Origin of the sequence: Achromobacter sp. ES-001 (assembly GCF_019448355.1) — a bacterium.
GTDB classification, from domain to species: Bacteria; Pseudomonadota; Gammaproteobacteria; order Burkholderiales; family Burkholderiaceae_B; genus Achromobacter; species Achromobacter spanius_B.
Genome location: NZ_CP079940.1, coordinates 3,691,286 through 3,714,994 on the forward strand (window position 1 = coordinate 3,691,286; position 23,709 = coordinate 3,714,994).

The 23,709-nt window shown below is 65.5% G+C and carries 19 protein-coding genes; 8 read left to right on the top strand and 11 right to left on the bottom strand.

All coding sequences use genetic code 11. The features are described 5' to 3' along the window. Positions 1–3 precede the first annotated feature (3 nt). From KYT87_RS16540 to KYT87_RS16560, 5 genes are all read right to left on the bottom strand, one after another. Positions 4–216, bottom strand: a complete 213-nt coding sequence (locus tag KYT87_RS16540; protein WP_104145050.1) for an acetyl-CoA carboxylase biotin carboxyl carrier protein subunit — start codon at positions 214–216, stop codon at positions 4–6. Positions 217–288: 72 nt separating this feature from the next. Then, complete coding sequence (locus KYT87_RS16545) at positions 289–1,650, bottom strand: acetyl/propionyl/methylcrotonyl-CoA carboxylase subunit alpha (RefSeq protein WP_219990390.1); 1,362 nt, start codon at positions 1,648–1,650, stop codon at positions 289–291. A gap of 20 nt (positions 1,651–1,670) precedes the next feature. Next, positions 1,671–3,218, bottom strand: coding sequence for an acyl-CoA carboxylase subunit beta (locus KYT87_RS16550; RefSeq protein ID WP_219990391.1), 1,548 nt, complete (start codon positions 3,216–3,218; stop codon positions 1,671–1,673). Between the two features lie 45 nt (positions 3,219–3,263). Beyond that, positions 3,264–4,244: a tripartite tricarboxylate transporter substrate binding protein gene (locus tag KYT87_RS16555; protein ID WP_120156143.1), complete on the bottom strand. Its 981-nt coding sequence runs from the start codon at positions 4,242–4,244 to the stop codon at positions 3,264–3,266. 99 nt (positions 4,245–4,343) lie between these two features. Further along, positions 4,344–5,312: a tripartite tricarboxylate transporter substrate binding protein gene (locus tag KYT87_RS16560; protein ID WP_219990392.1), complete on the bottom strand. Its 969-nt coding sequence runs from the start codon at positions 5,310–5,312 to the stop codon at positions 4,344–4,346. 171 nt (positions 5,313–5,483) lie between these two features. Between KYT87_RS16560 and KYT87_RS16565 the strand changes: the two genes are divergently transcribed. From KYT87_RS16565 to KYT87_RS16590, 6 genes are all read left to right on the top strand, one after another. Further along, positions 5,484–6,938, top strand: coding sequence for an aldehyde dehydrogenase (locus tag KYT87_RS16565; protein WP_219990393.1), 1,455 nt, complete (start codon positions 5,484–5,486; stop codon positions 6,936–6,938). A 69-nt stretch (positions 6,939–7,007) separates the two neighbouring features. Beyond that, complete coding sequence (locus KYT87_RS16570; RefSeq protein WP_046805763.1) at positions 7,008–7,904, top strand: NAD(P)-dependent oxidoreductase; 897 nt, start codon at positions 7,008–7,010, stop codon at positions 7,902–7,904. A gap of 17 nt (positions 7,905–7,921) precedes the next feature. Beyond that, entirely contained in the window at positions 7,922–8,638 is a 717-nt protein-coding gene (locus KYT87_RS16575; RefSeq protein ID WP_046805764.1) for an IclR family transcriptional regulator, read from the top strand. 97 nt (positions 8,639–8,735) lie between these two features. Continuing rightward, complete coding sequence (gene thiM / locus KYT87_RS16580) at positions 8,736–9,563, top strand: hydroxyethylthiazole kinase (protein ID WP_120156146.1); 828 nt, start codon at positions 8,736–8,738, stop codon at positions 9,561–9,563. A gap of 150 nt (positions 9,564–9,713) precedes the next feature. Next, positions 9,714–11,840, top strand: coding sequence for a 5'-nucleotidase C-terminal domain-containing protein (locus KYT87_RS16585; RefSeq protein WP_255593206.1), 2,127 nt, complete (start codon positions 9,714–9,716; stop codon positions 11,838–11,840). 88 nt (positions 11,841–11,928) lie between these two features. Further along, positions 11,929–13,146 carry an MFS transporter gene (locus KYT87_RS16590; protein ID WP_219990395.1) on the top strand — a complete coding sequence of 406 codons (1,218 nt, stop codon included), beginning with the start codon at positions 11,929–11,931 and terminating at the stop codon, positions 13,144–13,146. Between the two features lie 27 nt (positions 13,147–13,173). Here KYT87_RS16590 and KYT87_RS16595 read toward each other — a convergent pair whose 3' ends face one another. From KYT87_RS16595 to KYT87_RS16615, 5 genes are all read right to left on the bottom strand, one after another. Beyond that, entirely contained in the window at positions 13,174–13,932 is a 759-nt protein-coding gene (locus tag KYT87_RS16595; protein WP_219990396.1) for an ABC transporter ATP-binding protein, read from the bottom strand. Then, entirely contained in the window at positions 13,929–14,813 is an 885-nt protein-coding gene (locus KYT87_RS16600; protein WP_370638778.1) for an iron chelate uptake ABC transporter family permease subunit, read from the bottom strand. Before KYT87_RS16600 ends, KYT87_RS16595 begins: the two co-directional genes overlap by 4 nt. Positions 14,814–14,913: 100 nt before the next feature. After that, entirely contained in the window at positions 14,914–15,906 is a 993-nt protein-coding gene (locus KYT87_RS16605) for an ABC transporter permease (protein ID WP_219990397.1), read from the bottom strand. 31 nt (positions 15,907–15,937) lie between these two features. Beyond that, a complete protein-coding gene (locus tag KYT87_RS16610; protein WP_104145041.1) occupies positions 15,938–16,888 on the bottom strand; it encodes a siderophore ABC transporter substrate-binding protein in 951 nt (316 codons plus the stop codon). Between the two features lie 59 nt (positions 16,889–16,947). Beyond that, positions 16,948–18,969, bottom strand: coding sequence for a ligand-gated channel protein (locus tag KYT87_RS16615; RefSeq protein ID WP_219990398.1), 2,022 nt, complete (start codon positions 18,967–18,969; stop codon positions 16,948–16,950). Positions 18,970–19,180: 211 nt separating this feature from the next. On the opposite strand from KYT87_RS16615, the gene KYT87_RS16620 reads away from it, so the two are divergent. Both KYT87_RS16620 and KYT87_RS16625 read left to right on the top strand, forming a co-directional pair. Then, positions 19,181–19,894 (top strand): response regulator transcription factor, encoded by a 714-nt coding sequence (locus tag KYT87_RS16620; protein WP_104145039.1) that lies wholly within the window; start codon positions 19,181–19,183, stop codon positions 19,892–19,894. Further along, positions 19,894–21,336 carry a HAMP domain-containing sensor histidine kinase gene (locus KYT87_RS16625; protein WP_219990399.1) on the top strand — a complete coding sequence of 481 codons (1,443 nt, stop codon included), beginning with the start codon at positions 19,894–19,896 and terminating at the stop codon, positions 21,334–21,336. Before KYT87_RS16620 ends, KYT87_RS16625 begins: the two co-directional genes overlap by 1 nt. Here KYT87_RS16625 and KYT87_RS16630 read toward each other — a convergent pair. After that, a complete protein-coding gene (locus tag KYT87_RS16630; RefSeq protein WP_370638713.1) occupies positions 21,326–23,605 on the bottom strand; it encodes a TonB-dependent receptor domain-containing protein in 2,280 nt (759 codons plus the stop codon). The genes KYT87_RS16625 and KYT87_RS16630 overlap by 11 nt on opposite strands. Between the last annotated feature and the right edge of the window lie 104 nt (positions 23,606–23,709).

The following is a 23,709-nucleotide window of genomic DNA, read 5'->3' on the forward strand; positions in this document are numbered from 1 at the left end:
GCGTTACTCCAGCTCGACCACAACCTGGCCTTCGTCCACCTCGTCGCCTTCGCCCACCAGCACGCGTGCGACGATGCCCGCGCGTTCGGACTCGACAGGGATTTCCATCTTCATAGACTCGACCTTGATGACGCTATCGCCAGCGTCGACACGCTGGCCCGGACGCACGCTGACGGCAACCACTCGGCCCACAACGGGGGTTTCTACTTTGAACATTGTTGTCTCCTTGGATACTTCGGTTCAGTCCACGATGCCAAGGCGGTCAACGCCTGGCTGCTGATTCGCTATTCACGCCGCCTGCGCCGCGCGCGTCGCGTCCAGAATGCGGGCGACCATGCCGGTGGACACCTGGCCCGCGCCAAAGCCCTGGTCGTCCAGCACGCGCAACATGAAGGGAATGTTGGTCTTGACGCCGTCCACCTGAAACTGTGTCAGCGCTTGCTTTAACAACAGCAACGCCTGGTCGCGCGTGGCGGCATGCGCGATCACCTTGGCCAGCATCGGGTCGTAATGGCTGGACACGCGGCAACCTTCGGCGTAGCCCGTCTCCACGCGCACGCCGGGCTGCACGGGCGGCGCAAAGACTTGCAGCACACCGGGGGACGGCAGAAAACGCACAGGATCTTCCGCGTAGACGCGCGCCTCCAGCGCATGCCCTTGCAAAGGCGGCACCCGCGCCAACACGCTGTCCATCCGTTCGCCCGCCGCCAGCCTCAGTTGAGCGGCCACGATGTCGATGCCCGTCACCGCTTCCGTCACGGCGTGTTCAACTTGCAGGCGGGTGTTGATTTCCAGGAACGAAAAGCCGGACTCGGGCGTGTACAGCATTTCAACGGTGCCAATCACGTCGTAGCCCAACGTCGACAACATGCCTTCCAGCTTTGCGGCCATGTCGGCCACCAAGTCTCGGTCCAGCCCCGGCGCGGGCGCCTCTTCCAATACCTTCTGGTGCCGCCGCTGCGTAGAGCAGTCGCGTTCATACAGGCAGCGCACTTGCCCATGGCGGTCCGCCAGGAACTGGAATTCCACATGGCGCGGGTTGACCAGCAGCTTTTCCAGATACAGGTCCGATCCGCCAAAGCTGCGCTCGGCGATCTGCCGCGCCCGCGCCCATTCGGGTTCCACCTCCTGCGGGCCGTGCAGCGGAATCATGCCGATGCCGCCGCCACCCGAGGCCGGCTTGATCAGCACCGGGTAGCCCAGGTCCTGGGCGGCATGGCGCACAGCGTCAAGGTCGGCGCCCAACACGGCGCTGCTGGCGGCCATCGGCATGCCAAGCGCCCGCATCGCATCGCGCGCCCGCGTCTTGTGCCCCAGCATTCGTATCCAGCGCGGCGACGGGCCGACGAAGATCATGCCGGCCGATTCCACCGCCTGGGCAAAGTCCGCGTTCTCGGACAGGAAGCCATAACCGGGATGCAATGCATCGGCGCCCGTCTCGCGCGCCACGCGCAGCAGCGTGTCGCGGTTCAGATAGCTTTGCGCGGCGGGCGCCGGTCCGATGGGAACGGCCACGTCCGCTTCACGCAGATAAGGAAGATCGCGATCCGCCTCGGAATACACGGCAACCGATTCCAGGCCAAGCGCGCGCAACCCTCGGATGACCCGTCGGGCGACAGCGCCCCGGTTGGCGACGATGACTCTTTTCATATTGCGCTCCAAGCCCGCCGTCATGGCCGATACCCAAAGGCGCGCGGGCCGGGTTCGCGCAGCGGCGCAACCATTTCCACGAACTCTTCCAGCACCTGCCGCGTGGTGGCCGGGTCGATGATGTCTTCCACGACGAAAGCTTCGGCGCTGCGAAACGGAGAGGTCAGGCCGCGCACGCGCGCTTCAATTTCACGCATCTTGGCCTGGGGGTCGGCGGCGGCTTCGATCTCGGCCTTGTAGGCCACTTCCAGGCCGCCTTCGACCGGCAACGATCCCCATTGGGCAGACGGCCACGCATAGCGGAAATTGAAGCGGCCCGCGCTTTGGTGGCCGCCGCCCGCCACGCCAAAGGCCTTGCGCACAATGATCGAGCACCAGGGCACGGTGGACTGCGCCACCGCCGTCAGCGCGCGCACGCCGTAGCGCATGGCGCCGGCCTTCTCGGCGTTCAGGCCGATCTGAAAGCCGGGCACATCCACCAGGTTCACGACCGGCAAGTGAAACGTTTCGGCCAGGTCGAGCAAGCGCGTGAACTTCTCGGCGGCCGGGCCGTCCCAGCCGCCGCCGTAGTGATAGGGGTCGCTGGCAAACACCGCCACCGGCCAGCCGTCGATGCGCGCCAGCCCCGTGATGACCGCCCTGCCCCAGCGCCTGCCGATCTCCATGAACGAGCCTTCGTCCATCAAGGCCGACACGATGGGTCGCATCTTGTAGACGGCACGCGGGTCGGCGGGGATGGCCTTGCGCAGCCAATCCTGGTCAGCCGACGCGACGGCGGTGCCGGTCTCGCGGGGCGGCAATTCATGCACCGAACGCGGCAGATAAGAAAGGAAGCGCCGCGCCATGGCAAAGGCGTCGGCTTCCGAATCAGCTTCGTCGTCCACCACGCCGTTGCGGGTATGGATGTCGCTGCCGCCCAGTTCATTCTTGTCCAGCGTCTGGCCGATGCGCGCCACGACCGGCGGGCCGGCAATGAACAGCTGCGAGGTCTCGCGCACCATGATGGCGTAATGGCTGGCAGCCACGCGAGCGGCGCCCAGGCCCGCCACCGACCCCAGGGCCAGCGACACCACGGGCACGGTGGCCAGGTTCTGTGCCATCAACGGCCACATGCGCAGCTTGGGCAGCAAGGTGTGGCCCTTGATTTCGATATTGCGCACCGACCCGCCGCCGCCCGTGCCATCCACCAGCCGCAATAGCGGCAGCCTAAGGTCGTGCGCCATGCGTTCGGCCTCGACCAGCTTATCGCCCACCGCGCCGTCGTTGGCGCCGCCACGCACCGTGAAGTCGTCGGCCGCCACCACCACAGGCCGGCCGTCGACCTTGGCGCGGCCGATCAGCAGGTTCGACGGCGTCAGATCCGTCAAGCGACCTTCGGCATCGTATTCCCCGCTGCCCGCCAGCGCGCCCACCTCGCGAAACGATCCCGCATCGACCATGTGCGCAATGCGTTCGCGCACCGGCAGCTTGCCGCCCTCTCGATGCCGGCGCACCTTGGCCTCGCCCCCCATGCGCTGCGCCAGTTCTTTGCGCAGCGCCAGTTCTTGCAGTTCTTTGTCCCAGGACACGTGTGCTCCTCCCTGCCCGTTGCCGATGCGGCGGTTGCCGCCCGGTCAATCGATCTTGATGTTGGCCCGCTTGATCAGCGCTTCGTTTTGCGTAAGTTCTTCGGCGATCTTCTGGCGGAAAGCCTGTGGTGATTGCGTCAGCGGATTGCCCTGCGCCGCCAGCCGTGCGCGCACCTCGGGGTCCTGGGTTACCGCTGCGATTTCCCGATTGAGCCGGTCCACCACCGTCTGCGGCGTGCCCGCGGGCGCAAAGATGCCGACCCAGAACGAGATGTCGAACCCGGGATAGCCCAGCTCGGACACGGCGGGCACGTCCGGCAGGTCGTGCCAGCGGTCGGCGGACGACACCGCTAGCGCACGCAACTTGCCCGACTTGATAAGCGGTACGCCGGACAAGGTGTCAAAGCCGAAGTCGACCTCTTTGGACAGCAGCCCGGCTTCCATCGGCGCGGCGCCCCGGTACGGCACGTGCAGCATCTGCACGTTGGACATGGCGGCAAGCTGCGCGCCCGCCAGATGCATCAGGTTGCCGTTGCCGGCCGAGCCATAGCTGACCGTATTGGGATTGCGCTTGGCCAGCGCCACCAGCGATTTGACGTCGGTCACACCCGCCACACGGGGGTTCTCGGCGTTGATGGTCAGGATGAAGGGCACCGACATCACCGTGGTGACCGGGGCAAAATCCTTCAAGGGGTCGTATTGCAGATCCTTGTAGAGCAAGGGATTGACGGTGATCGAACTGGAATTGCTGACCAGGATGGTGTAGCCGTCCGCCTTGGCCTGCGCGACGGCGCGCGCCGCAATCATCCCGTTGGCGCCCGTCTTGTTGTCCACGACGAAGGTCTGCTTCATCCGCGCGGACAGCGCCTCGCCGACGATGCGCGCCACCGTGTCGATAGTGCTGCCGGGGCTGAAGCCCACCACGAACTTCACCGGTGCACTGGGGTAGTCGGCAGCGCTTGCCGCAAGGGGCGCTGCCGTTGACAACACGAACACGCTTGCTGCCAGCCATTTTGAAACTGTCATGATGTGTCTCCTCCGTGGTTGCCTGAACCCGTGCCTTGCGCTGCATCGGCGCGCGACTCCGGGCCGTTGCTGTGCCTGGCTATGTGCCTGGCGTTGTGATTACTGCGCGGCGACGGCGCCGGACGCCTTGACCGCGCGGCCCCACTTGTCCTGCTCGCTGGACATGAACGCGGCGAACGCCTGCGGGGTGCTGTTGACCACTTCGCCGCCCAGGCTCTCGATGCGCGCCTGCATCGCGGGCGTGGCCACGATCTTGGACACGTCCTCGTAGATGCGTTGCGCCTGCGCCGGTGGCAGCGATGCGGGGGCCAGCAGCCCGAACCACGTTGCGGCCTCGAAGCCGGGCATGCCGGCTTCGGCAAAGGTCGGCACATTGCGCAGCGCCTGCACGCGCGTGCCGTTGGCCACGGCCAGCGCGCGCAGCTTGCCGGATTCAATCAAGGGCAGCGCCGACGTAATCGTGGCCAGCATCATCTGCACCTGGCCGCCCGCCAGGTCCGTGAAGGCCGGCGCGTCACCCCGATAAGGCACGTGCGTGATGCTGGACTGCGTGGCGATCTTGAACAGCTCACCGCTAAGGTGCTGCGCGGTGCCGTTGCCCGGAGACGCAAAGTTGACCGAGCCGCTGTTCTGCTTCAGGTAGGCCAAAAATTCCTGCAATGTCTTGGCCGGGATGGCGGGGTTGACCACCAGCACCAGCGGCACCTTGGTGACCAGCGTGATGGGGGCAAAGTCTTTGACCGGGTCGTAGTTCAGCTTGCTGTACAGATGGCCGCTGATCGTGTGGGCAGACGTGGCCATGAACAGCGTGTAGCCATCGCCCGGCGCCCGCGCCACCGAACTGGCGCCGATGGTGGTGCCGGCGCCCGCGCGGTTTTCAACGATGACGGACTGGCCCCACGACTGCGTCAGCTTTTCAGCGACGGCGCGCGCCACCACATCGGTGGCGCCGCCGGCCGGATACGGCACGATCATCGACACGGGTTTTGAAGGGTAGGGATCGGCCTGCGCCGTTCCCGCGAACAGCGCCGTGGCACATGCCAGCGCGCACAAGACATTGCGGTGCATCGAGTTGTCTCCTCTTGTCTTTGAATGACGGTTTGTTTATTCTTACCGTTCCTGTAGACAGAACGCTTATTCTATTTTATATTTTTTCGGCCAGCGACTGTCAACGAATAAATGCATACCGGCCGCCATCGGACGCGCCGGAAAATCCCATCAAGAGAGGAACATCACGTCATGTCCGAATCATCGGAAACCCTTAAATCCATGCTGATCGGCGGTGAATGGATCGCCCGGCAAGAGGCGGCATTCGCGTCCACCAACCCGGCCACGGGCGCGCAAAACTACTTGGTCAGCGCAGCGTCGGACGCGCAGGTTGACCAGGCCGTGGATACCGCCTGGAAGGCAGTGCGCCAGGCTGCCTGGCGCGACATGCTGCCGCACCAGCGCGCCGCGATCCTGCGCCGCATCGCCGATGGCATCGAACAGCATTCGGAACTGCTGGCACGCTTGCAGATGATTGAAAACGGCAAGGTCTGGGCGGAATGCAAGACGCAGGTCGCCAGCGCGGCGGCCACCTTCCGCTATTACGCGGGCGTGTGCGAAACGCTGGGCGCGGAAGTCACGCCGGCGCGCGGCAACTACCTGTCCATGACGCATTACGAGCCGTATGGCGTGGTCGTGGCGATCACGCCGTGGAACTCGCCGCTGACGATGGAAGCGCAGAAGGTGGCGCCCGCGCTGGCCGCCGGCAACGCCGTGATCCTCAAGCCGTCGGAGGTGACCTCGTCGCCCGCCCTGGCGCTGGGCCGCATCGCGCTGGAAGCCGGCTTGCCGCCTGGCATCCTCAACGTGGTCACCGGCCTGGGCGCCACCGTGGGCCGTCGCCTGGTGGAACATCCGGGCGTGCGCATGGTGTCGTTCACCGGAGGCACCGCCAGCGGTCGGGCCATCGCCCATGCCGCCGCTGAAAAGCTAATGCCCGTGGCACTGGAACTGGGCGGCAAGTCGCCGCACATCGTGTTTGACGACGCGGATCAGGACGCGGCGATAGACGGCGTGATCGGCGGCATTTTTGAAGGCAGTGGGCAATCCTGCGTTGCCGGATCGCGGCTGTACGTGCAGCGCGGTATCGCAGAAGCGTTTATCGAAAAACTTGTGGCGCGTGCCGCACGGCTCAATGTCAACCTGCCCGACGCCACCGGCGCCCAGATGGGCCCGATCGCGTCCTTTGGCCATCGCGACAAGATTGAAGGCATGGTGGAATCCGCCAAGCGCGACGGCGCGCAAGTGTTGCTGGGCGCGCAGCGGCCCGACGACGACGCGCTGCAAGCGGGCGCGTTCTACCAGCCCACCATCCTGGGCGGGCTGTCTCGCGATGCCCACGTGGTGCGCGAAGAAATCTTCGGCCCGGTCCTGTGCGCGCTGACCTTCGAGGACGAAGACGATTTGATCGACCAGGCCAACGACAGCGTCTACGGCCTGGCATCCGGCGTATGGACGGCGGACTACCGGCGCGCGTGGCGCGTGGCCAGGCGCCTGGAAGCCGGCAGCGTGTGGATCAACACGTATAAGCAATTGTCGATATCCACGCCGTTCGGCGGCTTCAAGCAAAGCGGCATCGGGCGCGAAAAAGGCGTCAGCGGGCTGCGTCTGTACCAACAATCCAAGGGCATCTACTTCGGCATGTAGGCCGCAGGAGCCTGTACGCATTCTTTCCAGGGCCGCGACGACGGCCCCCCTTCTTCGGAGACTATCCACATGTCTGAATTTCAACGAGCCGGCTTCATCGGCCTGGGCGTCATGGGCGAACCCATCTGCCGCAACCTGGCCACCAAGGGCGGCCTGCCCGTGCTGGGCTGCGACACCGACGCGGCACCCTTGCAGCGTCTGGCCCCACATGGCGTCCAGAGCGCGACGGCCCAGCAGATCATGCGCGACTGCGACGTGGTGTTCCTGTCGCTGCCGTCCGGCGAAGTCGTGGCGCAGCTGGCGCGCGCCGCCGATGGTTTGCTGGCCAATACACGCAGCGGCCAGTTGATCGTGGACCTGAGCACGTCGCCCGTTGATGTGACGCGCGAGCTGGCCGGTGAATTTGCCGCCAAGGGCGCAACGTTCATCGACGCCCCGGTTGCCCGCACCCGCGCCGCCGCCGAGGCCGGCACGCTGTCCGTGATGATCGGCGGCGAGACCGCGACGTTTGAGCGGGTCAAGCCGCTGGTGTCCACCTTCGCCAACGAAATCACCTATTGCGGCCCGGTCGGCAGCGGCCAGGTGGTGAAGATCCTGAACAATATGGTGCTGTTCGAAACCGTGGTGGCGTTGTCGGAAGCGCGTGCAATTGCGCGGCGTTCCGGCGTGGATCCGCAGGTATTGCTGGAGACTTTCACGCGCGGTTCGGCGGATAGCTTCGCGTTGCGCAACCACGGCTTAAAGGCTATTCTGCCCGGTGAATTTCCCGAAAAAGCCTTCCCCGTGGACTATGCCCGCAAAGACCTGCGCTACGCGCTGGCGTTGGCGGAACAAACCGGCGTACAAGCGCTGGGCGCCCGCAACGTTGAACACTGGTTCAGCGCCGCGTTGGCCCAGGGCCATGGCAACCGCTATTTCCCGGTCATCAGCCGGGTGATCGATCCGGAGTCGGGAACCCATGCCTAATCATCCCTACCATTCCAATGAGTCGCACCCCTACTCAGGACAATTCCACTGACGGCGTCGCCGCCGTCGAACGCGCCCTGACCATCGTCGGGGCCGTTGCGCAACGCACCGAGCCCATCACGCTTGCCGACCTTTCCCGGGCCACGGGGTTCTACAAAAGCACCTTGTTGCGGCTGATTGCCTCGCTTGAAAAAGTGGCGCTGGTGGTGCGCCGCGCCGACGGCCGCTATTCCCTGGGGCCTTACGCGCATCACCTGGGGCGCGCGTACGAAGCCACCTACCGCCTGACCGAAACCATCCTGCCGCTGCTGCAAGCCCTGGTCGATAAGGGCACCGAAAGCGCGTCGTTCCACGTCTACCACGATGCCAATTCACGCGCCTGCGTGCTGCGCGTGGATTCGCACCATTCCACGCTGGACCGTATTCGTGTCGGCGACCTGCTGCCGCTGGACAAGGGAGCGGCGGGCAGGCTGCTGACCGCGTATCTGGTCGACGGCAAGTCCCCCGCCGAAGTCGGCCTGATGCTGACGTCCATGGGCGAACGCGACCCGAACTGCGCGGCGGTGGCCAGCCCGGTATTCGGCCCCGACGGCGACATCTGCGGGGCGATTTCCTTGTCTGGCCCTAAAGAACGTTATTCGCCCGCGGCCGTCAAGAAAATGGCCAAGCTGGTGCAGGAAGCGGCGGCCGACGCCACGCGCGCCCTGGGCGGACGCTGGCCGTCCGCGAAGTAAGGTGACGAACGGTCGCGACCAGACTCGATTGACAGCGTGCCCGGCAACACCAGAACATACGCCGATCCATCGGAACGCGTAGCAAGGACCTTTAGGCATGGCTGAATCTTCCATCGACCTCGACACCGCCGCCTTGGCGCGCGCGTGCCAAGACCGGTACACGGCGCTGCGGCAGGATGCACCGCTGGTGCAGTGCCTGACCAATTTCGTGTCCATGAACATCGCGGCCAATGTGCTGCTGGCAATCGGCGCATCGCCCGCCATGGTGCACGCCACCGAAGAAGCGCCGGAGTTTGCGCGCATGGCCGGGGCGGTGGTCATCAATATCGGCACGCTGTCCGCGCCCTGGTTGGAAAGCATGCTGTTGACGGCGGCGTCGGCGCGGCAGGCCGGCGTGCCGTGGGTGCTGGACCCGGTGGCGCACCACGCCACCGCTTTCCGGCGCGACGCCGTGCGGCAATTGCTGGCCTTGCAACCGACTATCGTGCGCGGCAACGCGTCGGAAATCATTGCGTTGGCGGGCGGCCACAGCGCCGGCAAGGGCGTGGATGCGCGCGACGCCGTGGCGCAGGCAGAACAATCGGCACGCGCCATTGCTGCTGCCCATGGCACCGTGGTGGCCGTGACGGGCGAAACCGATTACGTCACCGATGGCCAGCGTTCAGTGCACATCACGGGCGGCTCGCCGCTGATGCCGCGCGTCACGGCCACGGGCTGCGCGTTGACGGCAGTGGTGGGCGCTTTTGCCGCCGTGTCCAAAGACGACCCGTACATCGCGGCCGTTGCCGCCCTGTCCTGCTTTGCCATCGCAGGCGAACGCGCGGGCGCGCTGGCGGAAGGCCCGGGCTCATTCGCGTGGCGCTTCCTGGATGCGCTGGCGGCGCTGGAACCCGACAGCCTGACAAGAGCATCACCGCTGCGGTAGGACGCCGCTTACCCGGCTTGCACACCCCGGCTTGCACACCCCGGCGGGCACACCCCGCTGGCATACCCCGGCTTGCATACCCGGCGTCATCCGTGTCACGCCCAGGTCACACACCATCCTCACACTCGGATTCCTTCATGACACGGAGGAATGACGGTGAAGCCCCACGTACGAAAACTATTCGCGGTATCGGCCAGCGTTGCGCTCTTGGCGGGCCTGACCGCCTGCGGCGGCGATGACGATGATGATGATGACACCGGCGCAGTCACCCCGCCCGTCGCCAGCGTGCCGCAAGGCGCCGCGCTGGACGTGGCGATCCTGGCCACCACCGACCTGCACGCCAATGTGCTGGGCTACGACTACTACAAGCTGGCCGAAGACAAGAGCTATGGCGTGGACCGCAGCGCGACGCTGATCGCCAACGCACGCAAGCAGCACGCCAACACGCTGCTGTTCGACAACGGCGACACCATCCAGGGCACCGCGCTGTCCGACTACCAGGCGCTGGTAGCGCCGGTGCAGTGCTCGGACATGATCGCCATCTACAAGCAGATGAACCTGCTGGCCTACGACGCGGGCACGATGGGCAATCACGAATTCAACTACGGCCTGCCTTATCTGTCGCAGATCACGAATGTGGACTTCGGCTTGGCCGGCATCGGCAAAGGCACGGACAAGACCAATCCCACCGGCGCCAAGAACTGCGCCGCGCCGGCCTTCCCCTTCGTGTCGGCCAACGTGGTGTCGGCCGCCAGCAAGCAACCCATCTTCAAGCCCTGGGTGTTGCTGGACAAGACTTTCAAGGCGACGGACGCGGGTGGCAAGACGATAGATGTGCCGTTCAAGGTGGGCGTGATCGGGTTTGCCCCGCCGCCGATCTTGCAATGGGACAAGGCCAATCTGGAAGGCCACGTGCAGGTCACGGGCTGGAAGGAAACCGCGCAGCGCTACGTGCCCGAGATGAAGGCGGCGGGCGCGGACATCATCGTGGCGCTGGCGCACGGCGGCATCGACATGAAGACAGCGTACGACCCGGCAATGGAGAACGGCGCCGGGTACCTGAGCCAGGTGCCGGGCATCGACGCGCTGATCACGGGCCACCAACACTTGCTGTTTCCGGACACCAGCGCCACGTCCCCGTTCGTCGGGCAGCCGGGCGTGGACCCGGTGCGTGGCCTGGTCAACGGCGTGCCGGCCGTGCAGGCGGGCCAGTGGGGCAACAACCTGGGCCAGATCACGTTGAAGCTGTCGTACGACAAGGGCTGGCGCGTGCAGCAGGACGCGACCACGGTGCAGCGCATTTCCACGCGCCTGACCGCGCAAAGCGGCTCGACGCCGGCCACCTACGTGGCGCCGGACACCGCCGTGCAGCAGTTGGTGCAAGGCGAGCATGCCGCCACCATCGACTACGTGAAGACGCCAATCGGCCAAAGCCAGTTCGACATGGCAACCTACTACGCGCTGACGGGCGACGTGTCGGCGCTGCAAATCGTGAACATGGCGCAGATCGATTACCTGAAGGACTATATCGCCAAGAACAATCCGGCTTACGGCGCCCTGCCCATCCTGTCGGCCGCCGCGCCGTTCAAGGGCGGGCGCAACGGGCCGGGCGACTTCACCTTCGTCAAACAAGGCAATGTGGCCATCAACAACGCGGCCGACCTGTACCTGTACCCGAACACCTTGCAGGTGGTGCGCGTCACGGGCGATACGGTCCGCCAGTGGCTGGAGAAGACGGCCGAACAGTTCAAGCAGATCGACCCCGCCCAGGCCGCACCGCAAGACCTGGTCGACACGACCTTCCCCACGTTCAATTTCGATGTGCTCTATGCCCCGGGCAATGCGCTGAAGTACGAAATTGATGTGAGCCAGCCCAAGGGTACGCGTATCTCGAACCTGACCTACCAAGGTGCGCCGCTGGATCTGGCCGCGCAGTTCCTGGTGGTCACCAACAACTACCGCGCCAGCGGTGGCGGTGACTTTCCTGGCCTGGCGGGCGGCAAGGGCGACATCGTGCTGCAAGCCCCGGACGCCAGCCGCGACGTGCTGATCAGCTTTATCAAGAAGAACCCGACGCTGGACCTGGCCACCTACGGCCTGGACCGCAGCTGGCGCTTCAAGCCGCTAAGCGGGTTGGCCGGCCCCGTGGTGTTCTGGTCGGTGCCCGGCACCTTGTCGATGGCGGCGGCGCACGGCGTGACCAATGTCAGCGTGTATGACGCCACCCCGGACGCTACGACGCAGCTGTCGCGCTACGCGGTGGATCTGACCCAGTAGGCCGCGTAGACATGTGGATGACAGCCAGGGGTGCTTACAATACGGCTGTTGCGTTGCAACATTCCTCGAATCACCCCTAGCCATCCCCATGTCTCACCCTGCTTCCTTGCAGCACCGCCCCGCGCTGGTGCTGCTTGCCCTTGCTGTGGGCAGCTTCGCCATCGGAACCACCGAGTTCGCCACGATGAGCCTGCTGCCCTATTTTTCCCAATCCCTAGGAATCGACGCTCCCACCGCCGGCCACGTCATCAGCGCCTATGCGCTGGGCGTGGTGGTTGGCGCGCCGATCCTGGCCGTGCTGGGCGCCAGAATGCCGCGCCGCCGCCTGCTGATTGCGTTGATGGGCTTGTTTGCCGTTGGCAACGGCCTGAGCGCCATTGCGCCGGATTATCACTGGATGCTGTTTTTCCGCTTTCTTAGCGGACTGCCGCATGGTGCGTACTTTGGCATTGCGTCGCTGGTGGCCAGTTCGCTGGTGCCGGCCAATCGCCGCACCATGGCCGTCGGGCGCGTGTTCCTGGGGCTGACGGTGGCCACCATCGTCGGTGTACCGCTGGCCAACTGGCTGGGTCAGGTGATCGGGTGGCGCTGGAGCTTCGGGCTGGTGTCGCTGCTGGCGGTGCTAACGATGATCAGCGTGGCCATCTACGCGCCGGATACGCCCGCCGACCACAAGGCCAGCCCGCTGCGCGAGCTGAGCGCACTGGGCCGGGGTCAGGTCTGGATCACGCTGGCGATCGGCGCGGTGGGCTTTGGCGGCCTGTTCTCCATCTACACCTACCTGGCCGACACGCTGACCGCCGTGACGCAGGTAGCGCCCACCACCGTGCCCTTTGTGCTCAGCGCGTTCGGCGTGGGGCTGACGGTGGGCAACATGGTGGTGCCGGTGTTTGCCGACCGCGCCGTGATGCGCACGGCCGGGCTGCTGCTGGTGTGGTCGGCCGTGGTGCTGGCGCTATTTCCGTTGATGGCGCACAACGTCTGGCTGATCACGCTGAACGTGTTCCTGGTGGGCGTGGGCGGCGCGCTGGGCACCGTGTTGCAGACGCGCCTGATGGACGTGGCGGGCGATGCCCAGGGCCTGGCCGCCGCGCTGAACCATTCCGCCTTCAATACCGCCAATGCGCTGGGGCCTTTCCTGGGCGGCCTGGCCATCGCGGCGGGCTACGGCTGGACGTCGACGGGTTGGGTGGGCAGTTTGCTGGCCCTCGGCAGCATGCCCTTGTGGCTGTGGGCGGTGATGCTGGAACGCCGCCATCGCGCCAGGCGGCAGGCCGGGCTTACCGCCAGCGCCGAATCAGCGTAGGGGTTGTTGCGCGCCCCACGACCTTCCTTAGCGGTAATACACGCAGATGCGCTTGCCGCCGATCTCGTGAACGTCGATCGGCAATTCATACAGCGGGCTCAGCACCTCGGGCCGGATCAGTTCGGCCGGGGTGCCTTGATACGCCACGCGCCCCTGCCGCATGGCCACGATGCGGTCCGCGTAGCTGGACGCGAAATTGATGTCGTGCAGCACCAGCACCACCGTCTTGCCCAGCTCATCGGCGGCGCGGCGCAAGGTGCCCATCATCGCGACCGCGTGCTTCATGTCCAGGCTGTTCAGCGGTTCGTCCAACAGCACGTAGCGCGTGTCCTGGCACAGCACCATCGCAACGAAAGCGCGCTGGCGCTGGCCGCCAGACATCTCATCCAGATAGCGCCCGGCCAGGGGTTCCAGGTTCAGATACGCCAGGGCGCGGTCGATGTGGGTCTGGTCGTCCACGGTCAGCCGCCCGCCCGTATGCGGATAGCGGCCGAACGCGACCAAGTCGCGGACGGTCAGGCGCAGCGGCAGGTGGTTGTCTTGCCGCAGGATGGACAGGCGGCGCGCCAGCTCGCGGCTGTCCGCGCGCATCACGTCCAGGCCGTCCACATGGATGCGCCCGGCGGATGCGGGCAGCAGCCGGCTCACCATGGACAGCAGCGTGGACTTGCCCGCGCCGTTGGGTCCGATGATGGCGGTGACACCGTTGGCGGGCAGTTGCAGCGTGACGTCATCCACCACCACACTGTCGCCGTAGTGCTTGCTGACCTTGTCTATTTCTATCATCGGCGCCCCTTGCGCAGGATCAGGGCGAGGAACATCACGCCGCCCACAAATTCGATCACCACGCTGACGGTGGTGTTCAAGCCCAGCACGCGTTCCAGCAGTGTTTGCCCGCCAACCAGGAAGATGACGCCCAGCAAGGTGGCGGCAGGCACGGTGTAGCGATGCTTGTCGGAACCCATCGCCTGGTACGCCAGGTTGCTGACCAGCAGGCCGAAGAAGGTGACGGGGCCGACCAGCGCGGTGGACACCGACACCAGCACCGCGATAGCGCCCAGCGTCAGCAGCAGGCTGCGGCGATAGTCCACGCCCAGGTTCACGGCAATGTCCCGCCCCAGCGCCAACACGTCGTAGCGGTGGCGCAGCCGCCAGATCACCAGCGTGGCCGCGCATACCGCCGCCAGGGCAATGGGCAGCAGCGACACGCGCACGGCATTGAAGCTGGCGAACATGCGGTCTTGCAGCACCAGGAATTCGTTGGGGTCGATCAAGCGCACGACAAAATTGGACAGGCTGCGAAACAGCAGGCCGAAGACAATGCCCACCAGCATCATCAGGTGCAGGCTGCGCAGCGCATCCGAAAACAGCCACCGGAACAGCAGACAGGCAAACGCCGTCATCGCGCACACCTCCAGCATGAAGGCCGCTACGGGATGCTGGGCCGCCGTGGCGGCCTGGCCGAAGCCGAACACCACCACCGCCTGGATCAGCAGGTACAGCGCATCGAAGCCCATGATGGCGGGCGTCAGGATGCGGTTGTGCGTGATGGTCTGGAACAGCACGGACGACACGGCCACGGCATACGCCACCAGCACCATCGCCACCAGCTTGCCGCCACGAAACGGGATCACGAACGACCACTGGCCATTGGCGCCCAGGCTCATATACGCCGCCACGCAGGCCAGCGCCACGGCGGACAGCCATAGCAGCCGCGCGCGCTGCGGCGAGCGCGCGCGCCTCTGCACGGCGGGCAAGATAGCCGGATCAACCAAGACGAGTCCTTTTCAAACGCAGCAGGCACAGGAACAGAATGCTGCCGACCACGCCCACCACGGTGCCGATCGGGATTTCGTAGGGGTGGATCACCAGCCGCCCGATGATGTCGCAGGCCAGCACGAAGACGCCGCCCAGCAAGGCTACCCACGGGATGGAGCGGCGCATGTTGTCGCCCAGCACCAGGCTGACGGCGTTGGGCACGATCAGGCCCAGGAAGGGTATGCCGCCCGCCGTGACCACCACCACGGCCGAAATGGCCGACACGATAAGCAGGCCCACGAACGTCAGGCGCGCGTGGTTCAAGCCCAGGTTGGACGCGAACTCGCGGCCCATGCCCGCGACCGTATAGCGATCCGCCGCTACATAGGCGGCGCAGGCCAGCACAAAGCCGATCCACAGCAATTCATAGCGGCCGCGCAGCACGCCCGAGAAGTCACCGGTGGTCCAGGCGTGCAGCGATTGCAGCAGGTCAAAACGAAAGGCAATGAAGGTAGTGGCCGCATGGATGACCCCGCCCAGGATCAGGCCGATCAGCGGCACGATGAACGGCGTGCGTAGCGGCACGCAGCGCAGCAAGGCCAAAAACAGCAAGGTGCCGGCCAGCGCAAAAGCGGTGGCCGTCATCATCTTGCCGATTACCGGCGTATCGGGCGCCAGCAAGGTAATAACAAGAATGCCCAGCGTGGCCGATTCGACGGTGCCGGCCGTGGTGGGTTCCACAAAGCGGTTGCGCACCAGCATCTGCATGATCAACCCCGCCACCGCCAGCGCCATGCCGGCCAGCAGCAAGGCCAGCGTGCGAGGCACGCGGCTGACCATCAACAGGCGCCAGGCGCGCTCGGCCTCTTCGCCGCTGCCCCACAGCGCCGAGACGGACAAGGTGCCCGCGCCCAGGCTGACACTGGCCGCGCACAGCGCCAACAGCACCATCACCGCCAGCGTCAGCCCGCCCCACCCGCTTATCGTGCGCCGCCAGGTCATCGGCGGCCTTCCCTTGCCCCAGTCATGCCGCTTACTTTCGCGGCGCCAGCGCGGCCGCGATGTCGTCCACGTTCTGCTGCATGGCCGTCAGCCCGGCGCTGCCCAGCAGGTACCAGTTAAAGCCGTTCAGATAGACCACGCGCTTGTTCTTCCACGCGGCCGTGGCGCGCACCAGGTCGTTGTCCAGCATGCGCTGGGCCGATACGCCTTCGCGGCCGATCGCGGCATCGCGGTCAATCACGAAGAGCCAGTCGGGGTTCGTCTCGGCGATGAATTCAAACGAGATGGCCTGGCCGTGGTTGGACACGTTCAGGCCCTTGGCCGCGGGCTTGAGGCCGAACGCATCGTGAATGACGCCAAAGCGCGAACCCGGGCCGTAGGCGCTCATCTTGCCGCCCGTGGTCAGGATGACCAGCGCCGTGCCGGCCGTGGCGGCCTGGCCTTGCAGCGCGGATATCGATGCGCGCAAGGCGTCCAGCTGCTGGCGCGCTTGCGCCTGTTTGCCGTAGATGGCGGCCAACGTTTCGGTGTTGCGGGTGACGCTGCCGACCAGGTCGCGCGGGTCGACGGTCAGGTCGATGGTGGGCGCCAGTTTGGACAGTTCGTCGTACTTCGGTGCCGACCGGCCGGCGACGATAACCATCTGCGGCTGCGCGGCGTGGATCACTTCGTAGTTGGGCTCGAACAGCGAACCCACTTTCAGGTAGCGCGGCTCGGCATATTGCGCCAGCTGCGGCGGCAGCTTGGCGGCCGTGGGCACGCCGGCCACTTCCACGTCCAGCGCGTGCAGGGTGTCCAGCACCGCCATGTCCATCACGATGGTTTTGGTGGGATTGGCCGGCACGCTCGTCTGCCCGCGTGCGTGTTTGACCGGCACGGTGGCTTGCGCCATGCACACGCCAAAGGCGGCCGACAGGGCCAGCGCGGCGCCTGCCTGGATCAGTCGGCGTCGGCCATGGCCGGTGTTTTGCTGCATCGTCATACGTACCTCTTTGGCTTCGCGGGGAAGCAGGCATCGCCCCCCCAGTTCATTCATCCCGATCAGAATTTCACGCCGACGCCCAGCCAGTAACGGCGGCCGTCTTCGACGTATTCGTAATCGTCATACGTGACCTGCTTGTCGAACAGGTTGTAGATGCCGGCATACACCGACACGGTCTTGTTCACCGCGTACGACGCGCCCATGTCCACGAAGGTGTAGGACGGCGCCACCACCGACGACGACGAAGCGCCCGTGATCGGCTGGCTTTCCTTGCCGCGATAGTTCACGCGCGCCCACGCTTGCAGCGCGTCGGACGCCTGCCAGTCCACCGTGGTGGTGAACAGGTGCTTGGGCAATTGGTTCAGCGGTTCTCCCTTGTACTGGCCCGACTTCTGTTCCGACTTGGTAAACGTGTAGCTGCTGGTCAGCGACCAGTCGCGCGCCAGCGGCAACTTCATGCTGGCTTCCACGCCGCGCGACACGGCCTTGTCCACGTTCATGTAGGTGGTGGGGTTGGAGCCGAACTGGTTGGGGCCTTCGGTGCACTGGGACAAGGGGCACGCCACGCGCGTGATCTTGTCCTTGAAGTCGTTGTTGAACAGCGTGACGCCCGCGTTAAAGCCTTCGCCGTCGTCATACAGCAGGCCAATTTCTTCCGTGACGGACTTCTCGGGCGTCAGGTCCGGGTTGCCGTACATGTTGCCGCCCCGGCTGACCTGCCCCCAGCCCGCCACCGTCTGGCGCAGGTCCGGCGCGCGAAAACCGGTGGACACGCCGCCCTTCAGGGTCCAGCGGTCGGCGAAATGCCACACGCCGTACAGACGCGGGCTGAAGTGCGTGCCGAAGTTTTCGTCTTCGTCCATGCGCAGGCCGGCAGTGACGGCAAACTGCTCGGTCAGGCGCCATTCGTCTTCGGCGAACAATGCCCACTGGTAGCGGTCGATCTTGTTGGGGCCGCCGGACAGCTGGTTGCCGGTCTGGTCGTTCAGGCGCTGGCTCAGGTAGGTGCCGCCCAGCGTCAGCATGTGCGAGCCCAGCGGCAGGGTCCAGCTGGTTTGCAGGTTCAGGTTCTTGACCTTCATCTGGCGCGAGCGGTTGTCGAATTCTTCTTCCTGCACATAGCTGTCCGACACCGCCCAGCCCCAGCGCCCGGTATGCGACAGCGCCCACTTGTTGCTGCGGTAGTCGTTCTGCGCCGACGCGGGGCAACCGGTGCGCGCGCACGCCTCGCCCGGCGCCAGCGGCGCGACCGTCTTGCCCAGCGTTTCCTGGATTTTCTGACGCATCGTGGTGGCTTCCAGCACGATGTCGTGGTCGCGGTTGGGGGTCAGCGCCAGCTTGGCCGTGACGCTGTCGGAATTGCGCTTGCGAAATCCGTCAACGATATTGTCTTCGTCGCGCTGCGAGGCCTGGCCGTAGATTTGCAGGCCCAGCAGGTCGCTCTTGATGGGGCCGGCCAGGTAGAAGTTGCCCTGGTAGATATCGCCCGACTTGCTGCTTTCCTGGATGGTGGTATCCATGCGGATTTCACCGTGCCATTCCTTGGGCACCTTGCGGGTGATGATGTTGATGACGCCGCCCATGGCGTCCGAGCCGTACAGCGACGACATCGGGCCGCGCACGACTTCAATACGTTCGATGGCGGCAAGCGGCGGCGTCCAGCCGCCTTCGACCCCGGCCGAGTCGGAATTGGTGCGGGTCTCGCGCGAGCTTTGGCGCTTGCCGTCGATCAGGATCAGCGTGTACTGCGGGCCCATGCCGCGCAGGCTGATGTCCTGGCGGTCGCCACCGCCGGTAACGATGACGCCCGGCACGTCGATCAGCGCGTCATTCACGTCGCGGTAGAACTTTTTGTCCAGGTCTTCGCGGGTGATGACGCTGATGGAAGCCGGCGCGTCCTGGATCTGCTGTTCGAAGCCGCTGGCCGTGACCACCACGGTGTCCAGCGTCTTGGCCTCGCTTGCGGCCTGCGCCCACGACGCCGCCGGCGCCATGCCCAGGCCGGCCGCGCACAACGCCGCCGCCAGCTGCGTGCGCGATGTCAAAACACGGCCGCCCAAGGCCAGATCGTTGCTGCTCATGATGCTTGTTTTCTCCCGTACCAGCGCCCTGCCGCACCCCGCGTGCGGCCTCGGCGCTGCCTCTTATTTCTTAATGAAAACTATTCTCATATTAGAATTGAGGCTTTCGGAACCGGGCAAACACCTTTCCGCAACTTTTATCTTCTTCAGACTTCTTGACACTTCGGCGGGCGGCCATCGGCCACACTGCCGGGTGCGGAACACACTACGGATGCTCTTCTCCCAATCAGCGGTCGCGCGCCGCATCCTGCTTATCGACGACGACGTCGAACTGGCACAGATGCTGCGTGAATACCTTGAACCCAACCATTGCGTGCTGACCCTGGCGCATACGGGCACGCACGGGCTGGCCCTGCTGGCGCAGGACGACTACGACCTGATCCTGTTGGACCTGATGCTGCCGGACGGCAGCGGCCTGGACCTGCTCAAGCAATACCGGCAACGCTCGCGCCGCCCCGTCATCATGTTCACGGCGCACGGCGGCGAAACCGACCGCGTGCTGGGGCTGGAATTCGGCGCCGACGATTACCTGGCCAAGCCCTTCAGTCCGCGCGAACTCAAAGCCCGCATCACCGCCGTGCTGCGGCGCTTTGAAGAGGTGCCTGAAACCACCAAGCCCAGCCTGACGCTGGGCGCGCTGTCGCTGGACCCGGCCTCCGGGCGCGCCTGCCTGGACGCCGAGGAGGTGCTGCTGACCGGCGCCGAACAGCGCATCCTGGAACTGCTGATGCGCGCGCCGGGCCAGGTCGTGGCGCGCGAACAGATCGGCATGTATGCGCTGGGCCGGCGGCCCGACCGCTATGACCGCAGTATCGACACGCACATCAGCGCGCTGCGCAAGAAGCTGCGGCTGGATCAGGCCAACGGCACGCTGTCGATCCGCAATCTGCGCGGCCTGGGTTACGTGCTGGCGGGCGCGGCCTGATGCGCTGGCTATTGCCGACGCGCTCGCTGTTCTGGCGCGCGTTCCTGACCTTCTGGTCCGCCATGGCCATCATCCTGGTGTGCGGCATGCTGTTCACGGCGGCCGTGGCCTGGTATCGCATCAATTCGCTGGACGGGCTGAACCCGGGCAGCCTGACGCATGACGCCGCCCAGGTGGCGCGCATCCACGGCAAGGACGGCCTGGAACGCTGGGTGCAAGCGATGGACCAGCGCTATTCCGCGCTGAAGATCTACATCCTGGATACGGACGACCGCGAGATCCTGGGCCGCACGCTGCCGGCCCGCATGCACGATTGGCTAAGCGCTTACCGCGCGGCGCCCGACCGGCCCGTGCCGGCGGACCCGGCGCAGCCGGACCCCTCTGTGCAACGCGTGTCTTGGTGGCAGCCGCAGCTGCTGGTGTTGCCGGATGGCGCCGAGCTGCTGATGCTGTTCCTGCCGTTCGACTCGTCGCACTGGGAAGTGTTGGGGCTGTCGCCCGTGGCGCTGGCCTTGCTGCTGTTCGCCCTGGCGGTGACGGCGCCGTTCTGCTGGGCGCTGACCCGCCACGTGACGGCGCCCTTGACGCAGCTGCGTCACACCACGCAGGCGCTGGCGGCGGGCCATCTGGGCGCGCACACGCCGGCCAAGCTGGCCGGGCGCAAGGACGAACTTGGCCTGTTGGCGCGCGACTTCAACGCCATGGCCGACCGCCTGAAAGCGGTGGTCGACACGCGTGAACAACTGCTGCACAACATCGCGCATGAATTGCGTTCGCCGCTGGCGCGGCTGCGTTTGGCCAGCGAGCTGGCGCGGCGCAAGGATGAACGCCAGGACGTGCAGCTGGACCGTATCGAACGTGAATGCGAACGGCTGGATGCGCTGGTGGGCAGCACGCTGCGGCTGGCGCGGCTGGGCGCGCTGCCCGAACCGAACGACACGCTAGACCTTGGCGACATCGTCAACGCCGTGGTCGAAGACGCCCGCTTTGAAGCGACCACGTTGCAAGTGCGCATCGCCTGGGAACCGCCCCCGCCGGTGCTGATCACGGGTGAACGCGACAGCCTGTCCAGCGCCATTGAAAACGTCATGCGCAACGCGCTGCGTTTCGCGCCGGCGCACAGCGCCATCCGCGTGCGGCTGATACAGAACGCGAATTACGCCTGCGTGGAAATTGAAGACCGAGGGCCCGGCGTGTCGCCGAATGATCTGGAATCATTGTTCGAACCCTTCTTTCGCGCGGCCTCGGGCGCCAAGACACCGGGCTCCGGAGCGGGCCTGGGCCTGTCGATTGCCCAGGCCGCCGTGGCCGCGCACAAGGGGCGGATAGCGGCACGGAACGTGTCGCCGCACGGGCTGGCGGTGCGCATTGAAGTGCCACATCCGTTGCCTGTTCCGCTGCCTGTTCCGCCGCCAGGCTCCCCGCCCCCGATCAGAACGTGATGTTGGCCGACACCCACAAGCGGCGCCCTTCCAGCACCTGCCGGTAGGAATTGGTCCAGTTGGCGTTAGCAGCTGGCGTCGTGGCGCCTACCTTGGTCGGGCCGTAGTTCACGAAGTTCTTGTCGAACAGGTTGAACACTGACGCCGACAAGGTCACGTTCTTGTTGACCACGTATGAACCGCCCGTGCTGGCCAGCCAGTATGGGTTGTAGAACACCTGCTCTTTTTCCCAATCCATGTCGTTGAACTGCTTGGCGCGGTATTCGCCGCGCGCCCACACGTTGAACTGGTCGTTGATGCGCCAGTTCAAGCCCAGGTTCAGCGCGTGGCGCGGTTGCGAACCCAGCGGTTGGCCCTGCTTGGCGCCCGAAGTCACTTCGCTGGCGGTGAGGGTGTAGTTGCCGTTGAACGACACGCCGCCGCCCAGCGGCACGCGTCCACCCAGCTCGAAACCTTGGATGGTTGCGGTATCGACGTTCACGCGTTGCGAGAAATTGGCCACCGGGATGCCGTTGCGTTCCCATACGCCCAGGTCCAGGCAGCCTGCGGCCGGGCCACCTGCCGCCAGGCAGTTGGGCACGTTCTGGCTGTCGATCTTGTCCTTGAACTTGGTGTGGAACGCCGTCAGGTTGCCCGACAGGCCTTCCCCATCGTCAAACAGCAGGCCCAATTCGGACGCGGTGCTGCTTTCCGGCTTCAGCTGCGAATTGCCCAACAGCGGCATGGTGCCTTGGGCGCCCAGGCCGATGATGCCGTCGGTCATCAGATTGATGTCGGGCGTCTTGTAGCCCTTGCTGACCCCGCCCTTCACCGTCCACATCGGCGTTGCGTTCCAGACCAGGTAGCCGCGCGGGCTCCACTTGCCGCCGAATTGCTCGTTGCGGTCGTAACGCGCACCCGCCGTCAGGGCCAGGTCGTCCACGATGCGCCATTCGTCTTCGGCGAACAATGCCCATTGATACTGGCGCTGGTCCAGCGGCGCGGACACCAGCGTGTCCTTGAAGTGCTGTTCGCGCCACTGGCCGCCCACCGTCAGGTTGTGGCGTTCATTGAGCAGCGGCATCGTCCACTTGGTGTCGAACACCCAGTTGTCGTATTCCAGATCGCGCTTGTCGCCGTCGGTCGGGCGGCGCGGCGCGTTCATCGGGTTGGTGCGGCCGATGGTCTCGGTCGTGTCATAGACCAAGCTGGTATCGGAACTGACCGACCCGCCGTAGCGGCCCAGGTGCGTCAACGCATAGCGCTGGCGGTTGAACTCCATTTCCGGGTCGTAGCCGCCGCCCTGGCGATTGGGCGCGATGCTGGTGTTCAGCGTGCCCAGCTCGCCGTTGCCGTTGTCATAGGTTTGCCAGTTGCTGTCCACGTCGAACAGCACGTCGTGGTTGCGGTTGGGCGTGAGCGCCAGGCGCAGGCCCACGTTCTGTTGGGTGCTGTCGCCCAGGCCGGAAAAGCTGGCGATGTCGCCGGTGTAGTTGCCGCTGTTGTATTCGGCCTGGTTGACCGGGTAGCTGCCGTTGGCGCCAAGCCGGCGGTAGTGGCCGCCACGCAGCGTCAGACCCAGCTTGTCGGTCTTGATGGGGCCGCTAAGGTAGAAGGCCGCGCCATAGTTGTTGCCGTAGGTGTTGTCGCCTTGCGCGGTGCCGTCCAGCGTGATCTGGCCGGTCCAGTCCTGGCTGACCTTGCGCGTGATGATGTTGATGACGCCGCCCATGGCATCCGAGCCGTACAGCGTGGACATGGGGCCGCGCACGACCTCGATGCGTTCAATGGCGGCCATCGGCGGGATGAAGTTGGTGTCGACGTCGCCAAAGCCGTTGGGCCGCGCGCCCGAGCTGTTCTGGTTCAGGCGCTTGCCGTCGACCAGCACCAGCGTGTAGTCGCTGGGCAGGCCACGGATGCTGATGTTCATGCCACCCGCCTTGCCGCCCCGCTCGACCGTCACGCCTTCGACGTCGGCAACCGCATCGGCCAGGTTGTGAAACGGGCGCGTCTCCAGCTGCTCACGCGTGATGACCGAAATGGACGCCGGCGCGTTCTTGATTTCCTGTTCGAAGCCGGCGGCCGTTACCACCACGGTGTCCAGCTGCGCCACGCCCATGGTGTCTTCCATGGCGCCAGCCGTGTTTTGCGCATGCGCCGCGCATGACGCGGTAATGGCCAGCGCCAGCGGCAACAAACGGAAGCCAGGACGGGGGGCAAGACGAGGAACAAGATGGGAAGGACGGGACGCGACGAGGTCGAGGTCTTTAGTGCTTTTCTGAGTCGACATGGGGAATCGGGACAACCACCCGAGGCGGGCGGCGCGCAGTGCGCTGATTGGGAATTTCAATGAACGGCAATGATAGGCATTCCCAATATGCGATTCAACTTTTT

Bases quoted from the DNA above. Each gene is read 5' to 3' on its own strand.
- KYT87_RS16540 (WP_104145050.1), bottom strand. From the start codon at position 216: ATGTTCAAAGTAGAAACCCCCGTTGTGGGCCGAGTGGTTGCCGTCAGC.
- KYT87_RS16545 (WP_219990390.1), bottom strand. From the start codon at position 1,650: ATGAAAAGAGTCATCGTCGCCAACCGGGGCGCTGTCGCCCGACGGGTC.
- KYT87_RS16555 (WP_120156143.1), bottom strand. From the start codon at position 4,244: ATGACAGTTTCAAAATGGCTGGCAGCAAGCGTGTTCGTGTTGTCAACG.
- KYT87_RS16560 (WP_219990392.1), bottom strand. From the start codon at position 5,312: ATGCACCGCAATGTCTTGTGCGCGCTGGCATGTGCCACGGCGCTGTTC.
- KYT87_RS16565 (WP_219990393.1), top strand. From the start codon at position 5,484: ATGTCCGAATCATCGGAAACCCTTAAATCCATGCTGATCGGCGGTGAA.
- KYT87_RS16570 (WP_046805763.1), top strand. From the start codon at position 7,008: ATGTCTGAATTTCAACGAGCCGGCTTCATCGGCCTGGGCGTCATGGGC.
- KYT87_RS16575 (WP_046805764.1), top strand. From the start codon at position 7,922: ATGAGTCGCACCCCTACTCAGGACAATTCCACTGACGGCGTCGCCGCC.
- thiM (WP_120156146.1), top strand. From the start codon at position 8,736: ATGGCTGAATCTTCCATCGACCTCGACACCGCCGCCTTGGCGCGCGCG.
- KYT87_RS16585 (WP_255593206.1), top strand. From the start codon at position 9,714: ATGACGGTGAAGCCCCACGTACGAAAACTATTCGCGGTATCGGCCAGC.
- KYT87_RS16590 (WP_219990395.1), top strand. From the start codon at position 11,929: ATGTCTCACCCTGCTTCCTTGCAGCACCGCCCCGCGCTGGTGCTGCTT.
- KYT87_RS16595 (WP_219990396.1), bottom strand. From the start codon at position 13,932: ATGATAGAAATAGACAAGGTCAGCAAGCACTACGGCGACAGTGTGGTG.
- KYT87_RS16600 (WP_370638778.1), bottom strand. From the start codon at position 14,813: ATGAGCCTGGGCGCCAATGGCCAGTGGTCGTTCGTGATCCCGTTTCGT.
- KYT87_RS16605 (WP_219990397.1), bottom strand. From the start codon at position 15,906: ATGACCTGGCGGCGCACGATAAGCGGGTGGGGCGGGCTGACGCTGGCG.
- KYT87_RS16610 (WP_104145041.1), bottom strand. From the start codon at position 16,888: ATGACGATGCAGCAAAACACCGGCCATGGCCGACGCCGACTGATCCAG.
- KYT87_RS16615 (WP_219990398.1), bottom strand. From the start codon at position 18,969: ATGAGCAGCAACGATCTGGCCTTGGGCGGCCGTGTTTTGACATCGCGC.
- KYT87_RS16620 (WP_104145039.1), top strand. From the start codon at position 19,181: ATGCTCTTCTCCCAATCAGCGGTCGCGCGCCGCATCCTGCTTATCGAC.
- KYT87_RS16625 (WP_219990399.1), top strand. From the start codon at position 19,894: ATGCGCTGGCTATTGCCGACGCGCTCGCTGTTCTGGCGCGCGTTCCTG.
- KYT87_RS16630 (WP_370638713.1), bottom strand. From the start codon at position 23,605: ATGTCGACTCAGAAAAGCACTAAAGACCTCGACCTCGTCGCGTCCCGT.